Source organism: Bradyrhizobium sp. HKCCYLRH2060, assembly GCF_051168135.1.
Classification (GTDB): Bacteria; Pseudomonadota; Alphaproteobacteria; order Rhizobiales; family Xanthobacteraceae; genus Bradyrhizobium.
Map to the genome: position 1 here is coordinate 1 of NZ_JBNPUK010000003.1, position 15,887 is coordinate 15,887.

17 protein-coding genes are annotated in these 15,887 nt (G+C 67.0%); 9 read left to right on the forward strand and 8 right to left on the reverse strand.

Features of this window, described 5'->3' with window-relative positions; all coding sequences use genetic code 11:
• Window positions 1-276: 276 nt before the first annotated feature.
• Together ACQR10_RS07555 and ACQR10_RS07560 are read right to left on the reverse strand one after the other, a co-directional pair.
• Window positions 277-3,027, reverse strand: coding sequence for an EAL domain-containing protein (locus ACQR10_RS07555; protein ID WP_316217044.1), 2,751 nt, complete (start codon window positions 3,025-3,027; stop codon window positions 277-279).
• Between the two features lie 152 nt (window positions 3,028-3,179).
• Window positions 3,180-4,466 (reverse strand): FecR family protein, encoded by a 1,287-nt coding sequence (locus tag ACQR10_RS07560; protein WP_316217043.1) that lies wholly within the window; start codon window positions 4,464-4,466, stop codon window positions 3,180-3,182.
• A 127-nt stretch (window positions 4,467-4,593) separates the two neighbouring features.
• Between ACQR10_RS07560 and ACQR10_RS07565 the strand changes: the two genes are divergently transcribed.
• From ACQR10_RS07565 to ACQR10_RS07575, 3 genes are all read left to right on the forward strand, one after another.
• The gene (locus tag ACQR10_RS07565; protein ID WP_316217042.1) at window positions 4,594-6,390 is read left to right on the forward strand and encodes a ShlB/FhaC/HecB family hemolysin secretion/activation protein; all 1,797 of its coding nucleotides are present in this window, start codon (window positions 4,594-4,596) and stop codon (window positions 6,388-6,390) included.
• An 80-nt stretch (window positions 6,391-6,470) separates the two neighbouring features.
• Window positions 6,471-6,662, forward strand: a complete 192-nt coding sequence (locus tag ACQR10_RS07570) for a hypothetical protein (RefSeq protein WP_316217041.1) — start codon at window positions 6,471-6,473, stop codon at window positions 6,660-6,662.
• A gap of 253 nt (window positions 6,663-6,915) precedes the next feature.
• Entirely contained in the window at window positions 6,916-7,311 is a 396-nt protein-coding gene (locus ACQR10_RS07575; RefSeq protein ID WP_316217040.1) for a hypothetical protein, read from the forward strand.
• On the opposite strand, the gene ACQR10_RS07580 is transcribed toward ACQR10_RS07575, so the two are convergent.
• A complete protein-coding gene (locus ACQR10_RS07580; RefSeq protein ID WP_316217039.1) occupies window positions 7,312-7,824 on the reverse strand; it encodes a DUF1833 family protein in 513 nt (170 codons plus the stop codon). It abuts the gene before it with no gap.
• Between the two features lie 11 nt (window positions 7,825-7,835).
• On the reverse strand, window positions 7,836-9,083 hold the full coding sequence (locus ACQR10_RS07585; protein WP_316217038.1) for a multidrug effflux MFS transporter: 1,248 nt from the start codon (window positions 9,081-9,083) through the stop codon (window positions 7,836-7,838).
• 205 nt (window positions 9,084-9,288) lie between these two features.
• Here ACQR10_RS07585 and ACQR10_RS07590 point away from each other — a divergent pair, with 205 nt between their 5' ends.
• The 3 genes from ACQR10_RS07590 to ACQR10_RS07600 all read left to right on the forward strand — a co-directional run bounded on the left by ACQR10_RS07590 (window position 9,289) and on the right by ACQR10_RS07600 (window position 10,775).
• The gene (locus tag ACQR10_RS07590; RefSeq protein WP_315803782.1) at window positions 9,289-9,609 is read left to right on the forward strand and encodes a hypothetical protein; all 321 of its coding nucleotides are present in this window, start codon (window positions 9,289-9,291) and stop codon (window positions 9,607-9,609) included.
• A gap of 1 nt (window position 9,610) precedes the next feature.
• Window positions 9,611-10,246, forward strand: coding sequence for a CAP domain-containing protein (locus tag ACQR10_RS07595; RefSeq protein ID WP_316217037.1), 636 nt, complete (start codon window positions 9,611-9,613; stop codon window positions 10,244-10,246).
• A gap of 169 nt (window positions 10,247-10,415) precedes the next feature.
• Window positions 10,416-10,775 carry a hypothetical protein gene (locus ACQR10_RS07600; RefSeq protein WP_315803780.1) on the forward strand — a complete coding sequence of 120 codons (360 nt, stop codon included), beginning with the start codon at window positions 10,416-10,418 and terminating at the stop codon, window positions 10,773-10,775.
• 64 nt (window positions 10,776-10,839) lie between these two features.
• On the opposite strand, the gene ACQR10_RS07605 is transcribed toward ACQR10_RS07600, so the two are convergent.
• Window positions 10,840-11,565 carry a Crp/Fnr family transcriptional regulator gene (locus ACQR10_RS07605; RefSeq protein ID WP_315803779.1) on the reverse strand — a complete coding sequence of 242 codons (726 nt, stop codon included), beginning with the start codon at window positions 11,563-11,565 and terminating at the stop codon, window positions 10,840-10,842.
• Between the two features lie 122 nt (window positions 11,566-11,687).
• Here ACQR10_RS07605 and ACQR10_RS07610 point away from each other — a divergent pair, with 122 nt between their 5' ends.
• Window positions 11,688-11,924: a hypothetical protein gene (locus tag ACQR10_RS07610; protein ID WP_315803778.1), complete on the forward strand. Its 237-nt coding sequence runs from the start codon at window positions 11,688-11,690 to the stop codon at window positions 11,922-11,924.
• Between the two features lie 6 nt (window positions 11,925-11,930).
• Here the strand turns inward: ACQR10_RS07610 and ACQR10_RS07615 are convergent, their stop codons facing one another.
• Entirely contained in the window at window positions 11,931-12,518 is a 588-nt protein-coding gene (locus ACQR10_RS07615) for a TetR/AcrR family transcriptional regulator (protein WP_315803777.1), read from the reverse strand.
• A gap of 199 nt (window positions 12,519-12,717) precedes the next feature.
• Between ACQR10_RS07615 and ACQR10_RS07620 the strand changes: the two genes are divergently transcribed.
• Both ACQR10_RS07620 and ACQR10_RS07625 read left to right on the forward strand, forming a co-directional pair.
• Complete coding sequence (locus tag ACQR10_RS07620) at window positions 12,718-13,008, forward strand: hypothetical protein (protein WP_315803776.1); 291 nt, start codon at window positions 12,718-12,720, stop codon at window positions 13,006-13,008.
• A gap of 127 nt (window positions 13,009-13,135) precedes the next feature.
• The gene (locus ACQR10_RS07625) at window positions 13,136-13,702 is read left to right on the forward strand and encodes an HXXEE domain-containing protein (RefSeq protein WP_316217036.1); all 567 of its coding nucleotides are present in this window, start codon (window positions 13,136-13,138) and stop codon (window positions 13,700-13,702) included.
• Window positions 13,703-13,834: 132 nt separating this feature from the next.
• On the opposite strand, the gene ACQR10_RS07630 is transcribed toward ACQR10_RS07625, so the two are convergent.
• Both ACQR10_RS07630 and ACQR10_RS07635 read right to left on the reverse strand, forming a co-directional pair.
• The gene (locus tag ACQR10_RS07630; protein WP_316217035.1) at window positions 13,835-14,050 is read right to left on the reverse strand and encodes a hypothetical protein; all 216 of its coding nucleotides are present in this window, start codon (window positions 14,048-14,050) and stop codon (window positions 13,835-13,837) included.
• A 163-nt stretch (window positions 14,051-14,213) separates the two neighbouring features.
• Window positions 14,214-15,665 (reverse strand): sensor histidine kinase, encoded by a 1,452-nt coding sequence (locus ACQR10_RS07635; protein WP_316217034.1) that lies wholly within the window; start codon window positions 15,663-15,665, stop codon window positions 14,214-14,216.
• Window positions 15,666-15,887 lie beyond the last annotated feature (222 nt).

Genomic DNA, 15,887 nt, shown 5'->3' on the forward strand with positions numbered 1-15,887 from the left:
ACCGCAGAAGAATCCACGCCATGCACCATGTCCAGTCTGTCTGAACCGGACAGCCGTGGGCTTGACCCGGGCATCCATCCCTTCAACGGAAAGCCGTTCAAGGAGCTGGATGGCCGGGTCAAGCCCGGCCATGATGGATCAGTGAGTCAGGCGCTCGCATGGGCCCAACCTTGAACTGGGCGCCCGGACATAACGGTGGATTAGTGCTCGACACGCGAGAGATGCGAGCGTGCACACGCATGGCCCATCCGCTCGCATCAATCCCGCCATCTCACCTCACGCCGCGCCGGCTTGGCGTGTGTCCTCGTGCACCTGCAGGAACCGCTGCGTGAAATCCGCTGCCGGCATCGGCTTGCCGAAGTGATAGCCTTGTCCCTGCTCGCAGCCGAGCCGCAGCAGGAACTCGGCCGTCGCCGCGTTCTCGATGCCCTCGGCGATCACCGACAGGCCGAGCTGCTTGCTCAGGCTGACCGTCGAGCCGACGATGGCCGCGTCGTCGGCCTGGGTCAGCACGTCGCGCACGAAGGAGCGGTCGATCTTGAGCCCGTCGAGCGGGAATTTCTTCAGATAGCTCAGGCTTGCATAGCCGGTGCCGAAATCGTCGAACACCAGGCTGACGCCGAGTGCCTGCAGCCGGTTGAACGTCTGCAGCACGCCGGGTTCGTCGTGCAGCAGGATGTCCTCGGTGACTTCGAGCTCGAGCAGGCGCGGCGACAGGCCGGTCGAGGTGAGCAGCTTGCTGACGAAGGCCGCGAGGTCGCCGGACTGGAACTGGGACGGCGAGAGGTTGACGCCGACGCGAATGTCGTGGCCGGCGAGCTGCCAGTCCCGCGCCTGCCGGCAGGCGGTGGCCATGACCCAGGTCGCAACCGCCTCGGAAAGATGCGAGGTGTTGACGACCGGAATGAAATCACCGGGAGGCACGAGGCCGCGGGTCGGGTGACGCCAACGGATCAGCGCCTCGGCGCCGATCACGCGGCCGTCCAACAGCTCCACTTGCGGCTGGTAGAACAGCTCGAATTCGTTCCGCTCGACGGCGAGCGCAAGCTCCGCCTCCAGCGTCAATCTCTGCTCGAGCTCGTGGCGGATGGCGCTCTCGAACAGCACATGGCCGCCCCGCCGGTCCGTCTTGGCGCGACAGAGGGCAAGGTGGGCATTGCTGAGCAGCTCGTCTGCCGAGTGCCCGCCCTCGGGATGCACCGCGACGCCGAGGGTGACCTTGACGCGCTGCTGGCGCGTGCCCGCGTCCAGCGGCGCCTCGAACAAATGCGACAGATGATCGGCGAGCTCGGCCACGGTGCCGCCGATGGCGGAGCAGGGAATGGCGACGGCGAACTCGTCGCCGCTGAGCCGGGCGACGCGGCCCATGCTGCCGATCTCGGTGCGGAGCCGCTCGGCCGCCGCGCGCAAGACGCTGTCGCCGAAGGCGTGGCCGAGCATGTCGTTGATGCGCTGGAAGGCATCGAGCCCGACCACCAGCAGCGCCACGCGGTCGGACGCGGCATCCGCGGTCGCGATCATGGCGGCGAGCTCGCTCTGCAGCGTGTTGCGGTTGATCAGCGCGGTCAGCGTGTCGTGCTCGGCGAGGTAGCGGATGCGCTCGGCCTCGCGCTTGCGCGCCGAGATGTCGCGCAGGATCACGCCATATTGCAGGCCGTCGGCGCCCTGCCAGGCGGAGAAGCTCGCCTCGACCGGAAATACCTCGCCGTCCTTGCGCCGGCCGTCGAACTCGATCGTGGAGCCGTCGGGCATCAACGTCGCCGGCAGCGCCGCCTCCTGCTGCGGAAACAGGTCATGGGTGTCGCTGCCGTCGGCGCGCAGACGCGCAAAGGGCTGGCCGATGATCTCGTCGGCACCGTAGCCGAAGATCGCGACCGCGCCCGGATTCCACACCGTGATGCGCCGGTCGCGGTCGGTACAGACCAGCCCGTCGCCGATCGACATCGCGATCCGCTCGAAACGGCTCTCGGCGACGTGCCGCAGCAGGCCGCGGAAGTCGATCTCGTCGAGGGCCGTGGCCGCGAGATAGGCGACCAGCGCGATCTGCAGCATCGAGGTGTCGAGCACCAGGGCGTAGCGGTCGTGCAGCAGCAGCGCCACGGCCTCGATCAGGACGCTGATCATGGCGATCAGCAGCGCGCGCCGCGCCGCCGAGAGGTGCCGCCAGCTCGCCAGCATGATGATGACGATCAGCAGCAGGCCGCCCAGGGTGGCCGCCGTCGACGTCGAGAGCAGGGTGCGGTGCTGAATGATCGATTCGGCCGCCAGCGCCTGCAGCATGACGCCGGGCAGGACGCGGCCGTTCGGCACGCTGTAGTAGTCGCCGAGCTCGATCGCGGTGGCGCCGACGATCACCCGCTTGTCCTTGATCCGGGCCAGCGCCGCCGCGTCGCCACGGAGGACGTCGACATACGACACCCGCGGCAGCGACGACAGATCGATGCCGTAGTCGACCAGGAAGGAGCTGTCCTTGACCGCATCGCTGCCGGCGAGGAACGCGCCCATGGATTGCAGGAAGGTTTTGCCCCCGCCGGTCTCGCAATATTCGCCGAAAGCATAGCTTCTGACGCGGCCATCGCGCGCCACCTCGATATTCACGAAGGCCGACCATGCGAGCTGCTCGAATTGCGGCAGCGGCCGGTTGAGGTGAACGGCGGTGTCCTTCCCGGCCGCATCGAGCTGCCTGAAGGCCGGCAACACGACCGAGCTCTTGGCATTCTGCAGCGCGGTCAGGAACGCCTGATCGCCGGCCGCGTCGGACGGTGTGCTGAAATCCACGTCGAAGGCGACGTCGCGGACGCCGGCGCGCTGCAACTGCTCGAGCAGGCGCGCATGCTGGGTCCGTGGCCACGGCCAGACGCCGATGGCTTCGATCGAGCGCGGGTCGATCGCGACCACCGCGATCTCGCCGCTGGCGGGGCGGTTGTCGAGGCGAAAGCGCAGATCGACGAGGGCGTTGCTCACCAGCTCGTGGCCGCCCGACAGGCCGACCGTCAGCAGCGCAACGACGACCAGAATATGCGGCATGAACCGCCTGAACGTCCCGTCTCTCGAATGACTGCGTGCCACGTCGATCCCAATCTCATCCCGCTCCGCGCACAGAGCCATCAGGATCCCTGCTGGCCTGCGCTCCCCCCATGAGCACGCATGACGTCGGCGTGACGCTCGATGGCGGATCCTCAGTTCTTGTTGTGACCGTAAGCGTAGGCATTGCCGTTGCCATGGTTGCCGCTATTGCCGTGACCGCTGTTTCCGCTGTTTCCGCTGTTGCCGTTGCCGCTGTTGCCGTTGCCGCTGTTGCCGTTGCCGCCGTTGCCGTTGCCGTTGTTGCCCTGGCCGTTGTTGCCCTGGCCGTTGTTGCCGTTGCCACTTCCGCCATTGTTGCTGCCGCGGCTGCCACCGTTACCGTTGCCATTGCCGGCGTCGCCATTGCCGGCCGCATTGGCGCTGGCGGATCCGCTCGGCGAACCGATCGCCGCGGTGACGGCGGCCGCGATTGAGGAATCTCCCGACGAGCCGTTCGCGGTCGCCGAGTTGCTCGTCGCATTGCCGCTGTTGCCGCGCGCGTCATTCCAGGCGGGGCTTCGTCCTCCACCGGCGGCCGGCGCGTGGGCGCCATGGGCGAGGCCGCGTGTCGCCTTCTGGATGTTCAAATTGACCTCGCCGATCGATGACGAGATCCGCACCACGCCGGGCTTCGCGCTGCCGAAGCCGGTCGCGGAATGCCGCTGAGCGGCGACCGTTGTGCCCGGACGCGCGGGCGGGCCGTTGACGTTCAGCGCGTGGATCACGCTGCCCTTGGCCTCGCGGGGCGCCTGCAGGCCGTCGCGCGGCACCGGAACGCGATCGATGGTGGAGGCGCGCGGCGGGCCCTGCTCGATCGGGCTGAAGGTGCCGGCGCCGGACAGGCTGAGGCCGGAGCGGCCGCTCGCAAAGGCGGTGGCGGCCTGGCCCGGCATCACCTGGGCGATCTGGCCGGTCTTGAAGTCCGACACCTGCACCTGGCCGCGGCTGACCTCGACCTTGGTGCTGCGGCCGGAGATCGTGACGCTGAACTGCGTGCCCTTGACGACGGCGGCGAGATAGGGCGTCTCGACCTCGAAATGCTGGACGTTGCGCTTCTCGACGTCGAGCAGGATCGAGCCGGCGCGCTGCAGGATGGTGGTCGCCATGCCGTCCCTGGCCGCGGTGGGCAGGCCGACCTCGGAGTTCGGCGCGATCACGATCGTCTCGGCGCCGCGGGTCAGGCGGACGCGGCCGGTCGGCCCGGTCCGGATCGTATCGCCTGGCTTGAGCGGGTCCTCGCGACCGAGCGACACCTGCGCTGCGCCCTGGGTGGTGACCCAGACCTCACCGGACGACTTGCTCACGAGCCACGGCTCACCGTCGGCCGCGAATGCGGCCGGCATTGCACCGAAAAGGAACGCGGCGATCAGTCCCGGGATCAGGAAGCGCTTGGATGACATGGCACGAACTCGCATCGTTGGCGGCTTTTGAAACTAATCGAAATGTTTCAAGAGACCCTTAGGAGTTGCAGCCGTGTTGCCCTCGCCCATTTACGCTTCGTTGACCTTAACAAACTAGAAACGAGGCATGCGCGCTGGTTGTGTCGACGGAACTGGGAGGACTGCGGGTTGGCGCGACGCCGCGGCCGGACCGCACGGCTCGCGACGGCTGCATGGAGCCGTGATCGCCGCCGGCATTTCCCTGTCCGCATCGCTGTTTGCAGCGACGGCCCAGGCACAGCAGGTCAGCCAGCCGGGCTTCGATCCGCGGCAGACCGAGCGCTATTTCGACGAGCAGCAGTCGCGGTCGACGCAGCCGCCGCCGCGGCCGCGTGCGCCGCAATTCGCGCCCCAGGGCGGCGGCGATCGCAAGCCCTTGTTCACCATGCGCGGCGTCACGCTGACGGGGGCGTCCGCGCTGCCCGCCGAGCAGCTCGCCGCGAGCTATCAGCCCTATCTCGGCAAGCCGGTGTCGCAGGCCGACCTCGCCGCGATCACGACCGCGATCAGCGATCAGTACCGCGCCGCCGGCTATCATCTCAGCCGTGCGATCGTACCGCCGCAGGACATCCGCGATGGCCGGGTGCGGATCCAGATCCTCGAAGGCAGCATCACCGAGGTGACCTTGAAGGGCGCCGGCGCGGAAGAGTTCGGCATCCGGCCGATGCTCGCCCCCGTGCTGGCCGAGCAGCCGTCCAGGCTGGAGACGCTGGAGCGGCAGTTGCTGCTGATCAACGGCCGCGGCGGCGTCCGTCTGGTCGATTCCGCGCTGGAGGAGATCGGCGGCACCACCGGCCGGTTCCGCCTGGTGATCGAGCTGCAGACCTGGCACGTCTACGGCTTCGCCGGCGTCGACAATCTGGGCTCGTCGACCGTCGGTCCCTGGCAGAACTACGCCACGGCCGCCTTCAACTCCTATCTGCTGCCGGGCGACACGCTCACCGCCAACCTGTCGACGACGCCGGGAGATCCGCGCCAGCTCGCCTTCGGCCGGCTGTCCTATGAGGTGCCGGTCGGCACCGACGGCGCCTATGTCGGCGCCTCCGCGCTGTACAGCGAGGTGCGGCCGGGCGACCGGAGACGGCTGTTCAACGACAACACGGTGACCGAGACGCTCGAGCTGCGCGGCGGCCTCGTGCCGATCCAGTCGCAGCGCGCCTCGCTGAAGCTCAATCTCGCGGCCGCCTTCAGCGACGTGACCGAGCGCGACCTGTTCGGCATCTGGTATCGCGATCGCGTGAGGACGCTGACCTTCACTGCCGACTACCGCTGGAAGGATGATGTCGGCGGCGATAGCTACCTGACGGCGGCGTACCGGCAGGGCCTGAACGCGTTCGGGGCGACGCCGCTCGACGATCCCCTCGCATCGCGCGCGGGCGCCTCGCCGAGCTTCTCGGTCTTCAACGGCTGGTTCGCGCGCTATCAGACGTTGTCCGAGGCGTGGTCGCTGAAGCTCGCGGCCGCCGGCCAGCTCGCCTCGGGTCCGCTGTACAATTCGCAGCAGTTCTATCTTGGCGGTCTCGCCTATGGCCGCGGCTATGGCAGCGCCGAGATCAGCGGCGACAATGGCGTCGCCGGCACGTTCGAGGTCCGCTTCGAGCAGAAGCCGAACTGGCAGTATCTCACCAGCTATCAGCTCTACGGCTTCTTCGACGCCGGGCTCGCCTGGAACGACGGCTTCCGGCCGTCGGACGGCGTGGCGCTGACCTCGGCGGGAGCCGGGATCCGCTTCACCTTCCCGAACGACTGGCGCGCCGACCTCGGCGTCGCCGCGCCGCTCAGCTACCGTGCCCCCGACAACACGACGCGCAGCGCGCGCCTGTTGCTGACGCTGTCGAGCGTGCTCAAGCTGTGCCCGCAGCGCGGGCAGGGACCCTGCATCTGAGAATTGGCGGGATCGGTGCGGCAGCGGAGGTCCGCTTGTCCCATTGGGCGAGCGCGCCTGTGCGACCTCGCGCGCTCCGGATGGCCGGCAAACTCATCCAGCATCCAGCGTCGCGAGAAGCCATCGGGCGCGCCCACCTCTGGCAGCGCGCGGCCGAACAGCTCGTGCTGGACATGACACGCAAGGTCCAGCGGTTGCGCGACTGCCAGGACCAGGACTCGCTGATCGGGGGGGAGAAACTTCGCCCGCTCGTTGCATCCCATCTCAGTTGAACTTTCTCTGCAACGCTGCCATATTTTCCAATACAATTGTAGGTTGTGTAATGGCCGACGAACCTAAGTCCGACACACCGACGCCCACAGCGGAAGAGCCAACGGCGGAACACGAGCTCCCCGCGGAATTGTGGTGGAAAGAATTCCTCAGGGCCAAGACAAGCTCAACTGGCGCTGCAGCACCCAGTGCCCCTCCGAAGGAGGCGAAGCTTATTAGTCTGGCGAGGCTTTTCAGCCGTTCCTCGAACATGCGATGAAGCTTCAGGGCTACCGCGACGCGTTCACGATGTATACCGCCAAGGTGAGCGACATCTGTCGTCACCTGGGTCTGACGGGCGTTGTAATCATTTGGACCTTCAAAAAGGAGGTCGCCGGACAATCCGCTATTCCGAGCGAGCTTCTGCTGCCGCTCCTTCTTATTGCGTCCGGTCTACTGGCTGATCTGCTGCAGTATTTCCTGGGAGCGATCATCTGGTTCTTGTACTATCGGAAGCAGGAAATCTTAGGCACCAAAGAGGATAAGGATATCGGTCACACGCCGCTGCTCGACCTTCCCATGAACGTCCTGTTCCTGTTGAAAGCCGTTCTGTTCGTTGTCGCTTATGGATGCATCGCAGGCTATTTCTTTCGAGCCATCTCGTTTTTATGATCAAGGCAACAGGCTCGGAAACTGCTGATATGTGTAGTCTTTCGAGATCCACGACCATGCCGTCAGCGTCGTCCCGGTGATCGGCACATTGCGCAATTCGAAATGGACGCGGCCACAGGCCGGCCTGGTCAGATCGCTGCCAAGATATTCGCGATAGAGCACGTCGATATAGGCGCGTACGCCGAGCGCGGCACGGATCTGCGGCACCAGCTCGCGCGCGATATTGTCGATCGATATTCGGCAGGACGGCGGCTGCGCCTCGCGCTGCGCCGGATGGTCGGCCTGGAACGGACAGGCGACGAAGGTCACCGTGCTTCTGGCGTCACGCGGCGCACCGGCCTTGATGCCGTAGCTCATGTCATCGCCGACGTTGGCGACCACGCGCGCGGCCTGCGCGAAGGACGGATGCCTCCGTGCCGAGGGACTGGGCCCCTCGGTCGGCGCGACGCGCCGACCTCTTCCGACGGAGCGGAGGTGAGAGGAGATCGCGGTTGGCGCTCGGGTCTCGATCAAGTGCCTCAGATCTAGACCGGCTTGCCATGGCCGTGGAACAGCCGGCCCTTCTCGGTGATCAGGACGATGACCAGCGCGCTCGACGTGCAGGCCAGGAAGCCCGCGGCGAACGGCAGCGGGGTGCCGTCGAAGGCCTGGCCGACGACGGCGCCGGCGGCCATGCCGAGCAGGGTGGTAATCGAGCCGTACAGCGACGACGCAGTGCCGGCATTGGCGCGCTGCGGCTCCATCGCCAGCGCGGTGAAGTTCGCGAACATCAGGCCGAACGTGAACATCATGCCCGCCGACAGCAGCATGAACAGCCACAGCGGCAGCATGCCGAGAACCGCCGCGCTGAAACAGGCCAGCGCGATGACGACGCTGCCGACCAGCGCGCCGTGCGAGATCATGCGCATGCCGAGCCGGCCGACGAGGCGGGCGTTGAGGAAGCCGGCGACAGCGATGGTCACCGCGATCGCCGCGAAGGCGAGCGGGAAGTAGCGGCCGAGATGATAGACGCCGGTGAACAATTGCTGCGACGACAGCACATAGCCGAGCACGGCGCCGAAGATGCCGCTCGCGGCGAGCGCATAGCCCAGCGTCTGGCGGTTGGTGAGGGTGTTGCGGAAGGCCGCGATGATCTCCTTGACCGAGAACGGCTTGCGCTCGCTCTCGGGCAGCGTCTCGGGCAGCCGCATCGCGGTCCACAGCAAGGTGACGATGCCGTACAAGGTCAGCACCACGAAGATGCCGCGCCACTGCGTCAGCAGCATCACGGCCTGGCCGAACGACGGTGCGATCACGGGAATGGCGATGAACACCATCATCGCCAGCGAGACCACGCTCGCCATGCGGCGGCCGGCATAGCAGTCGCGCACGATCGAGGTCGCGATCACGCGCGTCGCCGCGGTGCCGAGGCCTTCCAGCGCGCGCGCCAGCAGCAGCGTCTCGAAGGTCGGGGCGGCGATCGCGAGCAGGCTGGCGACCGCGTACAGCACCATGCCGCCGATCAGCACCGGGCGCCGGCCGAAGCTGTCGGACAGCGGGCCGATCACGAACTGGCCGAGACCGAAGCCGATGACGAACGCCGACAGCACCGTCTGCAGCCGGTTGGCGACGTCGATATGGAACGAGGCGCCGATGTTCGGCAGCGCCGGCAGCATCATGTCCATCGCCAGCGGATTGAGCGCCATGATCGCCGCGACCACGATGACGAATTCGGTGAAGCCCATCGGCCGGTGGCGGACGATCTCGATGGTGTCGGCACTGGTATCAGCCAAGGCGCGGGCCTTCCAAGGTGTTGGGAATGCGGGAGAGAGTACCGATAGATATCGGGTTTGCTGCGTCGCACAAGGCGCGTTTCGGAATGGCTGCTCACCGGCGCCGGCGTTGGCGTGATTGTGACTGCCCGTGAGCCGCTGAAAATTGCGCCGGCGGCGCCGCGATGGTAACGGCCGTGTGATCGACGTCCGGATCCAGGCCCGCATGAAGACCTACAAGATCGTCGTCCATGTCCCGGAAGCGGCGGGTGACGCCGTGCGCCACGCGATGGGTGAGGCCGGCGCCGGCCGCATCGGCAACTATGATCATTGTTCGTTTACCTCGAAGGGCACCGGCCGGTTTCGCCCGCTCGCCGGCGCCAACCCGGCGATCGGCGCGGTCGGCCGGCTCGAGACGGTCGAGGAGGAGCGCATCGAGGCCGTGTGCGCCGGGGACAGGCTGAGGTCCGTGATCCAGGCGATCCGCAGTGCGCATCCCTATGAGGAGCCGACGATCGACGTCTATGCGCTCGAGAGGGTGGACTAGCATGCCGATGCTTCATCTCATGCTGCGCGGCTTCCGCACTCTCCTGATCGCGGCGCTGTTCGCCACGACCGCAGCGTCCGCGGCGCGGGCCGGCGACGCCGCGCCGGCCGATCAGATCTCGGCGTTCCGACTCGCCCATGGCGAAGGCCGCGTGACGCGCGACGCGACGCTCGACCGCATCGCGATGGAGCAGGCGCGCGCGATGGCCGATAAGGACGATCTCAGCCACGAGGTGCTCGCTCCCTTCACCCGCCGCGTCGCGCCGTCGAAGGCCGGCCGCGCCGCCGAGAACATCGCCTACGGCTATGACAATTTCGACAAGACGCTGGGGCAGTGGATCAACTCGGCGGGGCACCGCAAGAACCTGCTGCTGCCGAAGGCGACCAAGGTCGGCATCGCCAGCGCAAGGAATGCCAGCGGCAAGCGCACCTATTGGGCGATGGTGATCGCGGGCGACTACGACACCGAGAAGCCGAAGGGCGCTCCGAAGAGCAAGGGCAAGGCCGTGGTCGCGCAGACGGCGACACGATCCGGGAAGGGCGACGCCAGGCCGGTGACGCGCTGGGGCGCCAAGCCGCCGGCATCCTCCGGCAAGGACTGCCACCTCAGCATCAAGGTCATCGGTCTCTGCATCTGAGCGCAGTGACCTGCGGCCATGGCTGAACGCGACGCCCGCCGCGCGATCACGCCGTTGTGCGAGGGAGGCTTGTTGCCGAGGCGAGTTTCATCGGATATGCAAGCAATGGTTGTCTTTTGGACAGCCAGTATCGTGAAGATTTTTCATCTCATTTTGAACGGAGACCATCATGGCAGTCATTGAGCAGACCTCGGCCACCACCAGCACTAATCCGCAGACCGTCTCGGCGACCTACCAATGGTCGCTCACGTCCTACGAGGAGCAGGGCAATCTGTGGCTCAAGTGGAGCACGAACGCGCCGTTCCGCGCGCAGCAGGGGCAGATCTCCGTCTACAGCGGCAGCAGCTTCCCTTCCGATCCTCAGAAGGACCGCAAGGCCTGGTCGTGGGACAACGAGCACGGCGGCGGCTCGGGATGGGACACGGGCTTGCGCTACGGCTCCGACTGGCATTGCGCCTGGATCGCCGAGAAGAGCCCGAACGGGCCCTACGCCTACGCGGTCAAGCTGATCACCAAGGTCGCCGCCTGACCTGAGGCGGCGCGAGAGGTGGGCTCGACGAGCCCACGTACTTCGCCGCGCTGAGACCTGTGCCTCAGCGCGGCTGCTTCTTCAGGTGCAGATAGCCGGGATCGAACTCGCCGATCGCGCATAGCCGCGTCCAGTCGTGCACCGTCAGCATGCCGCTGCGGAAATCGACCGCGCGGCTGGCGCGCAGCTCGAGCAGCGTGCGGTTGACCGTCGCGATCGCCATGCCCAGCGCCTCGCCGAGCTGCACCAGGCTGACCGGCAACTGCAACTGATCGTCCCGGACGTGTCCGAGCGCGCGGGCGCGATAGAACAGCTCGCAGAACATGTGCGCCATGCGCGCCGGCTTGCTCCGCGCGCTGTTGTTGGTGATGGCCTCGCGGAAGATCGACGCATCGATCAGCGTCTCGCGCCAGATCGCAAAGCCGAGCGTCGGCCGCCGGCTGATCGCGCGGGTCAGCTCCTTGTGCGCAATGCTCGCCACCACCGCCGGCCCGATCGCGCAGACGGCGTGATCCATGCGGTCGAGGAAGATCGCCTGGGCGTCGGGCCAGTCGCCCGGCATGTGAAAGGAGAGATACTGCCGCTGGCCGCCGGACAGCAGGTGATAGCGCGCCACCCATCCGGAGATCACGACGACGGAACGGTCCGGCTCGTCGCCCTGGCGGATGAGGTCCTCCTGATCGGCAAGCTCGCGCAAAGCGAAGCTGAAATGCCGGATCTCGGCGATGTCCTCGCCGGTCAGCTTCGAATGCTCCCTGAGCTTCTCGGTGACGATCCGGTCCGCATCCATGAAAATTGTACCGTCCGGGCGCTGTTTTGTATCAAATGAGACGACGGAGCCGGCGATGCCGACTAAGGTGGCTTTCAGCAGATGCGGTCGAAGTTGCCGGTCGCCGCATCGGGAGAACAGCCGTGCCCCACATCGCGTTCCTCTCCCGGCTCCGCCAATTGTTCGGTGGCACGGGGCCGCATATCGAAACCATCGCAGCTGCCCTCGCCGACGGCCGCATCAAGCAGCCGGCGCATCCGATGTCGGATCAGGAGCTGTCGCGCGCGATCCGCGAGTTCCAGAGCCGGCCGGCCTCGGAGGAGGCCTTGAGGAAGCTCGCGGAGCGGCTGGCGGCCGCGAAGCCCGACCGCCCCTCGTGACGGCTCTCATGACGATCTGGCGGGATCCGGCTCCAGCAGGAACAGCATCAGCCGCACCAGTTCGTCCTCGAGCTCGCGCGTGCCGACGAGGCGATGCTCGCGCATGAGGGCAGCCCGGATCGGGCCCAGCGCAGCGCGGACCAGGATGAAGCGGCGCGCGGCCGGCATCGCCTCGCTCCGCAAACCCACCGTCTGGATCAGCCGTTCGGTCATGCGGTCCACCATCTCGTGCAGCGCCTTCTGCAGCTCCGCGTCATTGCCCAGCAGGCCGAGCAGATAGCGCCGCACACGGTGACGGCCGGCGAACGGGGCGAAGCCCTGGCGCACCGCTGCGCGCACGATCGCCTCGCGTCCAAGCCCGCGATGCGCCTCCAGCGCCTCCCCGAACTCCGCCTCCTGGCGAGCGAACTCGCGCAGCACCAGCGCACGCAACAGTGAGGTCTTGTCCCTGAAATAGCTGTAGAGCGTGCCGATCGAGAAGCCCGCGCGCTCGGCGATGGCGTTCGTGCTCAGGCCCTTGCCGCCGCCGCTCTGCAGAAGTTGAGCGGTTGCCTCGAAGATCACGTCGAGGGTCTGCCGCGTGCGCTTCTGCACCGGGGTTTTTCGAAGTATTTCAGGAGCTTGCTGCACGGTCTGAACCTCGGCGGGCGGACGGGCGAAATCGAGTAGGCGTTGCTGCCGGCTCGGGTTAGATCAGAGCCCGCATGCAGGCGGCCGGACAATGAGTGGATGTGCTCCGGACCGGGCCTGCTTGCGCCGGGCTGAACCTCATTTGAACGAAGGACTGATTGCCATGCTGCGCGTCGCATTCCCGTTTGTCACATTCATCGCCGTCTCCCAATGTCTTCTGTCGCAGGCCGCGCTGGCCGGCAACCGCGCCGCCGCCGACAGCTGTGCCGCCAAGCTGTCGCCGGTGGCGAAGCAGATCTACGACGCGTCTGCGCCGGCCATCGGCCCGGACAGCGTCGTCAAGGACGTCATCGTCGAGCGTGTCAGGCCGCTGGTGATGGCCGGAAGGTTCGATCGCGACACTGCCCGCGCCAACGCCACGCCGGCCGGCGAATGCCTGGTGCTGCTGAAGTAGGTCGCGCCGCGCCCCGCAAGGTTTGGAGGCTGCGATGGGACATCAGGCCGCAGCCTCCCGGAGCAGGCGGCGTCGCTCCGGGGCAACCCGGCTTGGCAAGTTCAGCCGACTCGCGCATCACTAGGTGATGCTGGAGCTTCTCACCCGTCACTGGGTTGCCGGCGCCGTGTTCATGGCCGCGGCGCTGCTGGCGTTGGTGCCGCTGCTGGCGGCGGACTGGCCGCTCGCGCTGCTGCTGATCTTCCTGCATTCGCCGGGCTACATGATCCACCAGGTCGAGGAGCACACCGGCGACCGCTTCCGCAGCTTCGTCAACAACGTGATGTTCGGCGGCCGCGAGGCGCTGACCACCGGCGACGTGCTTTGGGTCAATTGCGGCGCGGTCTGGGGCATCGACCTGATTGCGCTCTACGTCGCCTGGATCGCCGGCCCGGCCTGGGCGCTGGTCGCGCCCTATCTGATGCTCGTCAACGCGCTCGGCCATATCGGCCCGGCGCTGCGTTTTCGCGGCTACAATCCTGGCCTCGTCACCGGCATCGTCCTGTTCATTCCGCTCGGCCTCGTCACCGTGCTGACGATCCCGGCCACTGCGGCGCAGCATGCGCTTGGCTTCGGCCTGTCGCTGCTGCTGCATATCATCATCGCCGCCAACGCGATCCGGCGCGCCCGCGGCGCCGGTCTGGCCAAGGCCTAGAGCGCCGAGCGCATCTGACATGTAGGGTGGGCAAAGGCGCGCCGTGATGCCACCGCGCGCGCCACAGCGCGGATTGATCCGCGACATCACGGCGCACCTTTGCCCACCCTACGACGCCACGTTACGACGTTCTCAGCCGCGGCCCTTGTTGTCGTTGTGGTCCTGATACTGCTCGGTCTCGACGCAGCGGCCGTCCTGGCCGCACTCGCGCGAGCTCTCGGTCTTGTCGCGGTTCGACAGCACCATGTTCTCGCCGACCGGGTCCTCCTGCAGGTCGGTCATCGCGCCCGAGCCGTCGCCCTTGGCCTTGATGCGCGGCGGCCGCAAGACGCATGAGCAGCTGCGCATGCTGGAGCGCAGGCCGTGCGGGGCACAGGGAGGTTCTCATCTGCTCGTGCGATCGCTCGTTCGTGACGGCGGCAGAGCGGTGCGACGGTTCCTTGCCTGATCGCCGCGATGCATCGCGCGGGGACAGTTCCGCGGCGAGCCTCGATGCGCTTGATCATCGGGATTATTGCGCTGCTGCGAGCTCCAGCTCGGCCGGCTTGCCCGGCCCGATCAGCGGAATGTCCAGCGTGATGCGCGTGCCCTGCTGCGGCCGGCTGTCGAGCTCGATGCGGCCGCCGAGCGTGGATGCCACGAGGTTGAAGGCGATGTGCAGGCCGAGGCCGGCATTGCCCTTCTCGCGGCGCGTGGTGAAGAACGGGTCGAACACCCGGCCGCGCACCTGGTCGCGCATGCCGACGCCCTGATCGGCGCAGACGATGCGCACCGACTCATCGCTGGGCTGTGCGACCTCCACGGTGAAGACGCCGCTGCTGTCGCCAGGATAGGCATGCGTCGCCGCATTGAAGGCGAGGATGCTGATGACCTGCCCGAGTGCGCCGGGATAGCTGGTGAGCACGATGCCCTCCGGGCAGGACAGCACGACCGTCAGTCCCTGGCGCATCAGCAGCGGGCGGAGCTTGGCGACGTGATCGGTCATCCAGCTGTGCAACTCGAAGGTCTGCAGCGCCTCGTTGGCCTGGTCGACGGCGACCTGCTTGAAGCTGTGGACCATCTCGGAGGCACGATGCAGGCTCTGCGTCGTCAGGTGCAGACCCTGCTGCAGCCGCGCGACGCCCCGCGCCAGATCCGAGCGCCGCACCGGGCCGCCGCCAAGCATGCGCGTGATCGCCTGGACGTCGCCTTCCATCGCCGTCGACGTGGTCAGCGCCAGCCCAAGCGGCGTGCTGACCTCATGGCCGACGCCGGCGACGAGCTGGCCGAGCGAGGCCAGCTTCTCTGCCTGCACGAGATGGGCCTGCGTGGCATGCAGATCGCGCAGCGAGGTCTCGGAGCGCTCCTTCTCCCGCTGCAGTGCCTCGGCAGTGCGGAACTGCTTGCGCGCCTGGTACTCCCGCGCCCCGACCGCATAGAGCGAGAGCAGGCAGGCATTGCCGACCAGCGAATGATCGATGAAGCGCAGGCCCGGCGGCAGCGGCTCCGTCGCGAGACTCTCGGCGACCGCCAGCGCGCTCCAGCTCGTCGCGCAGAAGATCGCGTAGGAGCCGGTCCGCAGCGGCAGCATGGTGGACACGAACAGGATGACGATGATCATGCCGGCCGCGGAATAGGTGAAGCCCGACGGCAGCACCCAGTAGATCGTCGGCAGCACGCAGCCGGGGATCACGCAATAGACCAGATGGATCGGCTCCGCCCATCGGCGCGCCGGCGTCGACAGCAGCGCCGTCAGCGGCAGCAGCACCAGCACGGCGGTCCCGCCGCGGATCGCAAGCGTCGTGGGCACGATCTCGGGATAGAGCACCCAGTCCCACAACGTGTAGCCGGCGAAGGTCATGGCGCCGAGCAGCATCGCGATCTGCGTCCAGGCGGTATTGCCGTGGACGAATTGATCAACGAAGCGCCGCTCCTCCACGGCATCCTCGAAACGCAGCCCCAGGCGTTCCAGCAATCCCAACATTATGCCACCGCAATCGAAAAACGATCCCCCACCGCAGGACGAGCCGCGGCGGGAGGGCAGACATACACGAGATGAGCTGCTCGCGAAAACGACGGGAGATCGCATCCACGGCCTGCGGCACGCGGAAGGTTATTAGAACTGTTCCAAACTGTTTCCGGCCCGGTCTGCCGGTCCGTCAGCACCAAGGCATCTGGACTCCGCTGCTATCAGGAGTTTGGCGGA

Excerpts from the sequence above, each read along its gene's own strand:
- ACQR10_RS07555 (WP_316217044.1), bottom strand. The coding sequence starts at position 3,027 with ATGCCGCATATTCTGGTCGTCGTTGCGCTGCTGACGGTCGGCCTGTCG.
- ACQR10_RS07560 (WP_316217043.1), bottom strand. The coding sequence starts at position 4,466 with ATGTCATCCAAGCGCTTCCTGATCCCGGGACTGATCGCCGCGTTCCTT.
- ACQR10_RS07565 (WP_316217042.1), top strand. The coding sequence starts at position 4,594 with ATGCGCGCTGGTTGTGTCGACGGAACTGGGAGGACTGCGGGTTGGCGC.
- ACQR10_RS07570 (WP_316217041.1), top strand. The coding sequence starts at position 6,471 with ATGGCCGGCAAACTCATCCAGCATCCAGCGTCGCGAGAAGCCATCGGG.
- ACQR10_RS07575 (WP_316217040.1), top strand. The coding sequence starts at position 6,916 with ATGAAGCTTCAGGGCTACCGCGACGCGTTCACGATGTATACCGCCAAG.
- ACQR10_RS07590 (WP_315803782.1), top strand. The coding sequence starts at position 9,289 with ATGAAGACCTACAAGATCGTCGTCCATGTCCCGGAAGCGGCGGGTGAC.
- ACQR10_RS07595 (WP_316217037.1), top strand. The coding sequence starts at position 9,611 with ATGCCGATGCTTCATCTCATGCTGCGCGGCTTCCGCACTCTCCTGATC.
- ACQR10_RS07600 (WP_315803780.1), top strand. The coding sequence starts at position 10,416 with ATGGCAGTCATTGAGCAGACCTCGGCCACCACCAGCACTAATCCGCAG.
- ACQR10_RS07605 (WP_315803779.1), bottom strand. The coding sequence starts at position 11,565 with ATGGATGCGGACCGGATCGTCACCGAGAAGCTCAGGGAGCATTCGAAG.
- ACQR10_RS07620 (WP_315803776.1), top strand. The coding sequence starts at position 12,718 with ATGCTGCGCGTCGCATTCCCGTTTGTCACATTCATCGCCGTCTCCCAA.
- ACQR10_RS07625 (WP_316217036.1), top strand. The coding sequence starts at position 13,136 with ATGCTGGAGCTTCTCACCCGTCACTGGGTTGCCGGCGCCGTGTTCATG.
- ACQR10_RS07630 (WP_316217035.1), bottom strand. The coding sequence starts at position 14,050 with ATGCGCAGCTGCTCATGCGTCTTGCGGCCGCCGCGCATCAAGGCCAAG.
- ACQR10_RS07635 (WP_316217034.1), bottom strand. The coding sequence starts at position 15,665 with ATGTTGGGATTGCTGGAACGCCTGGGGCTGCGTTTCGAGGATGCCGTG.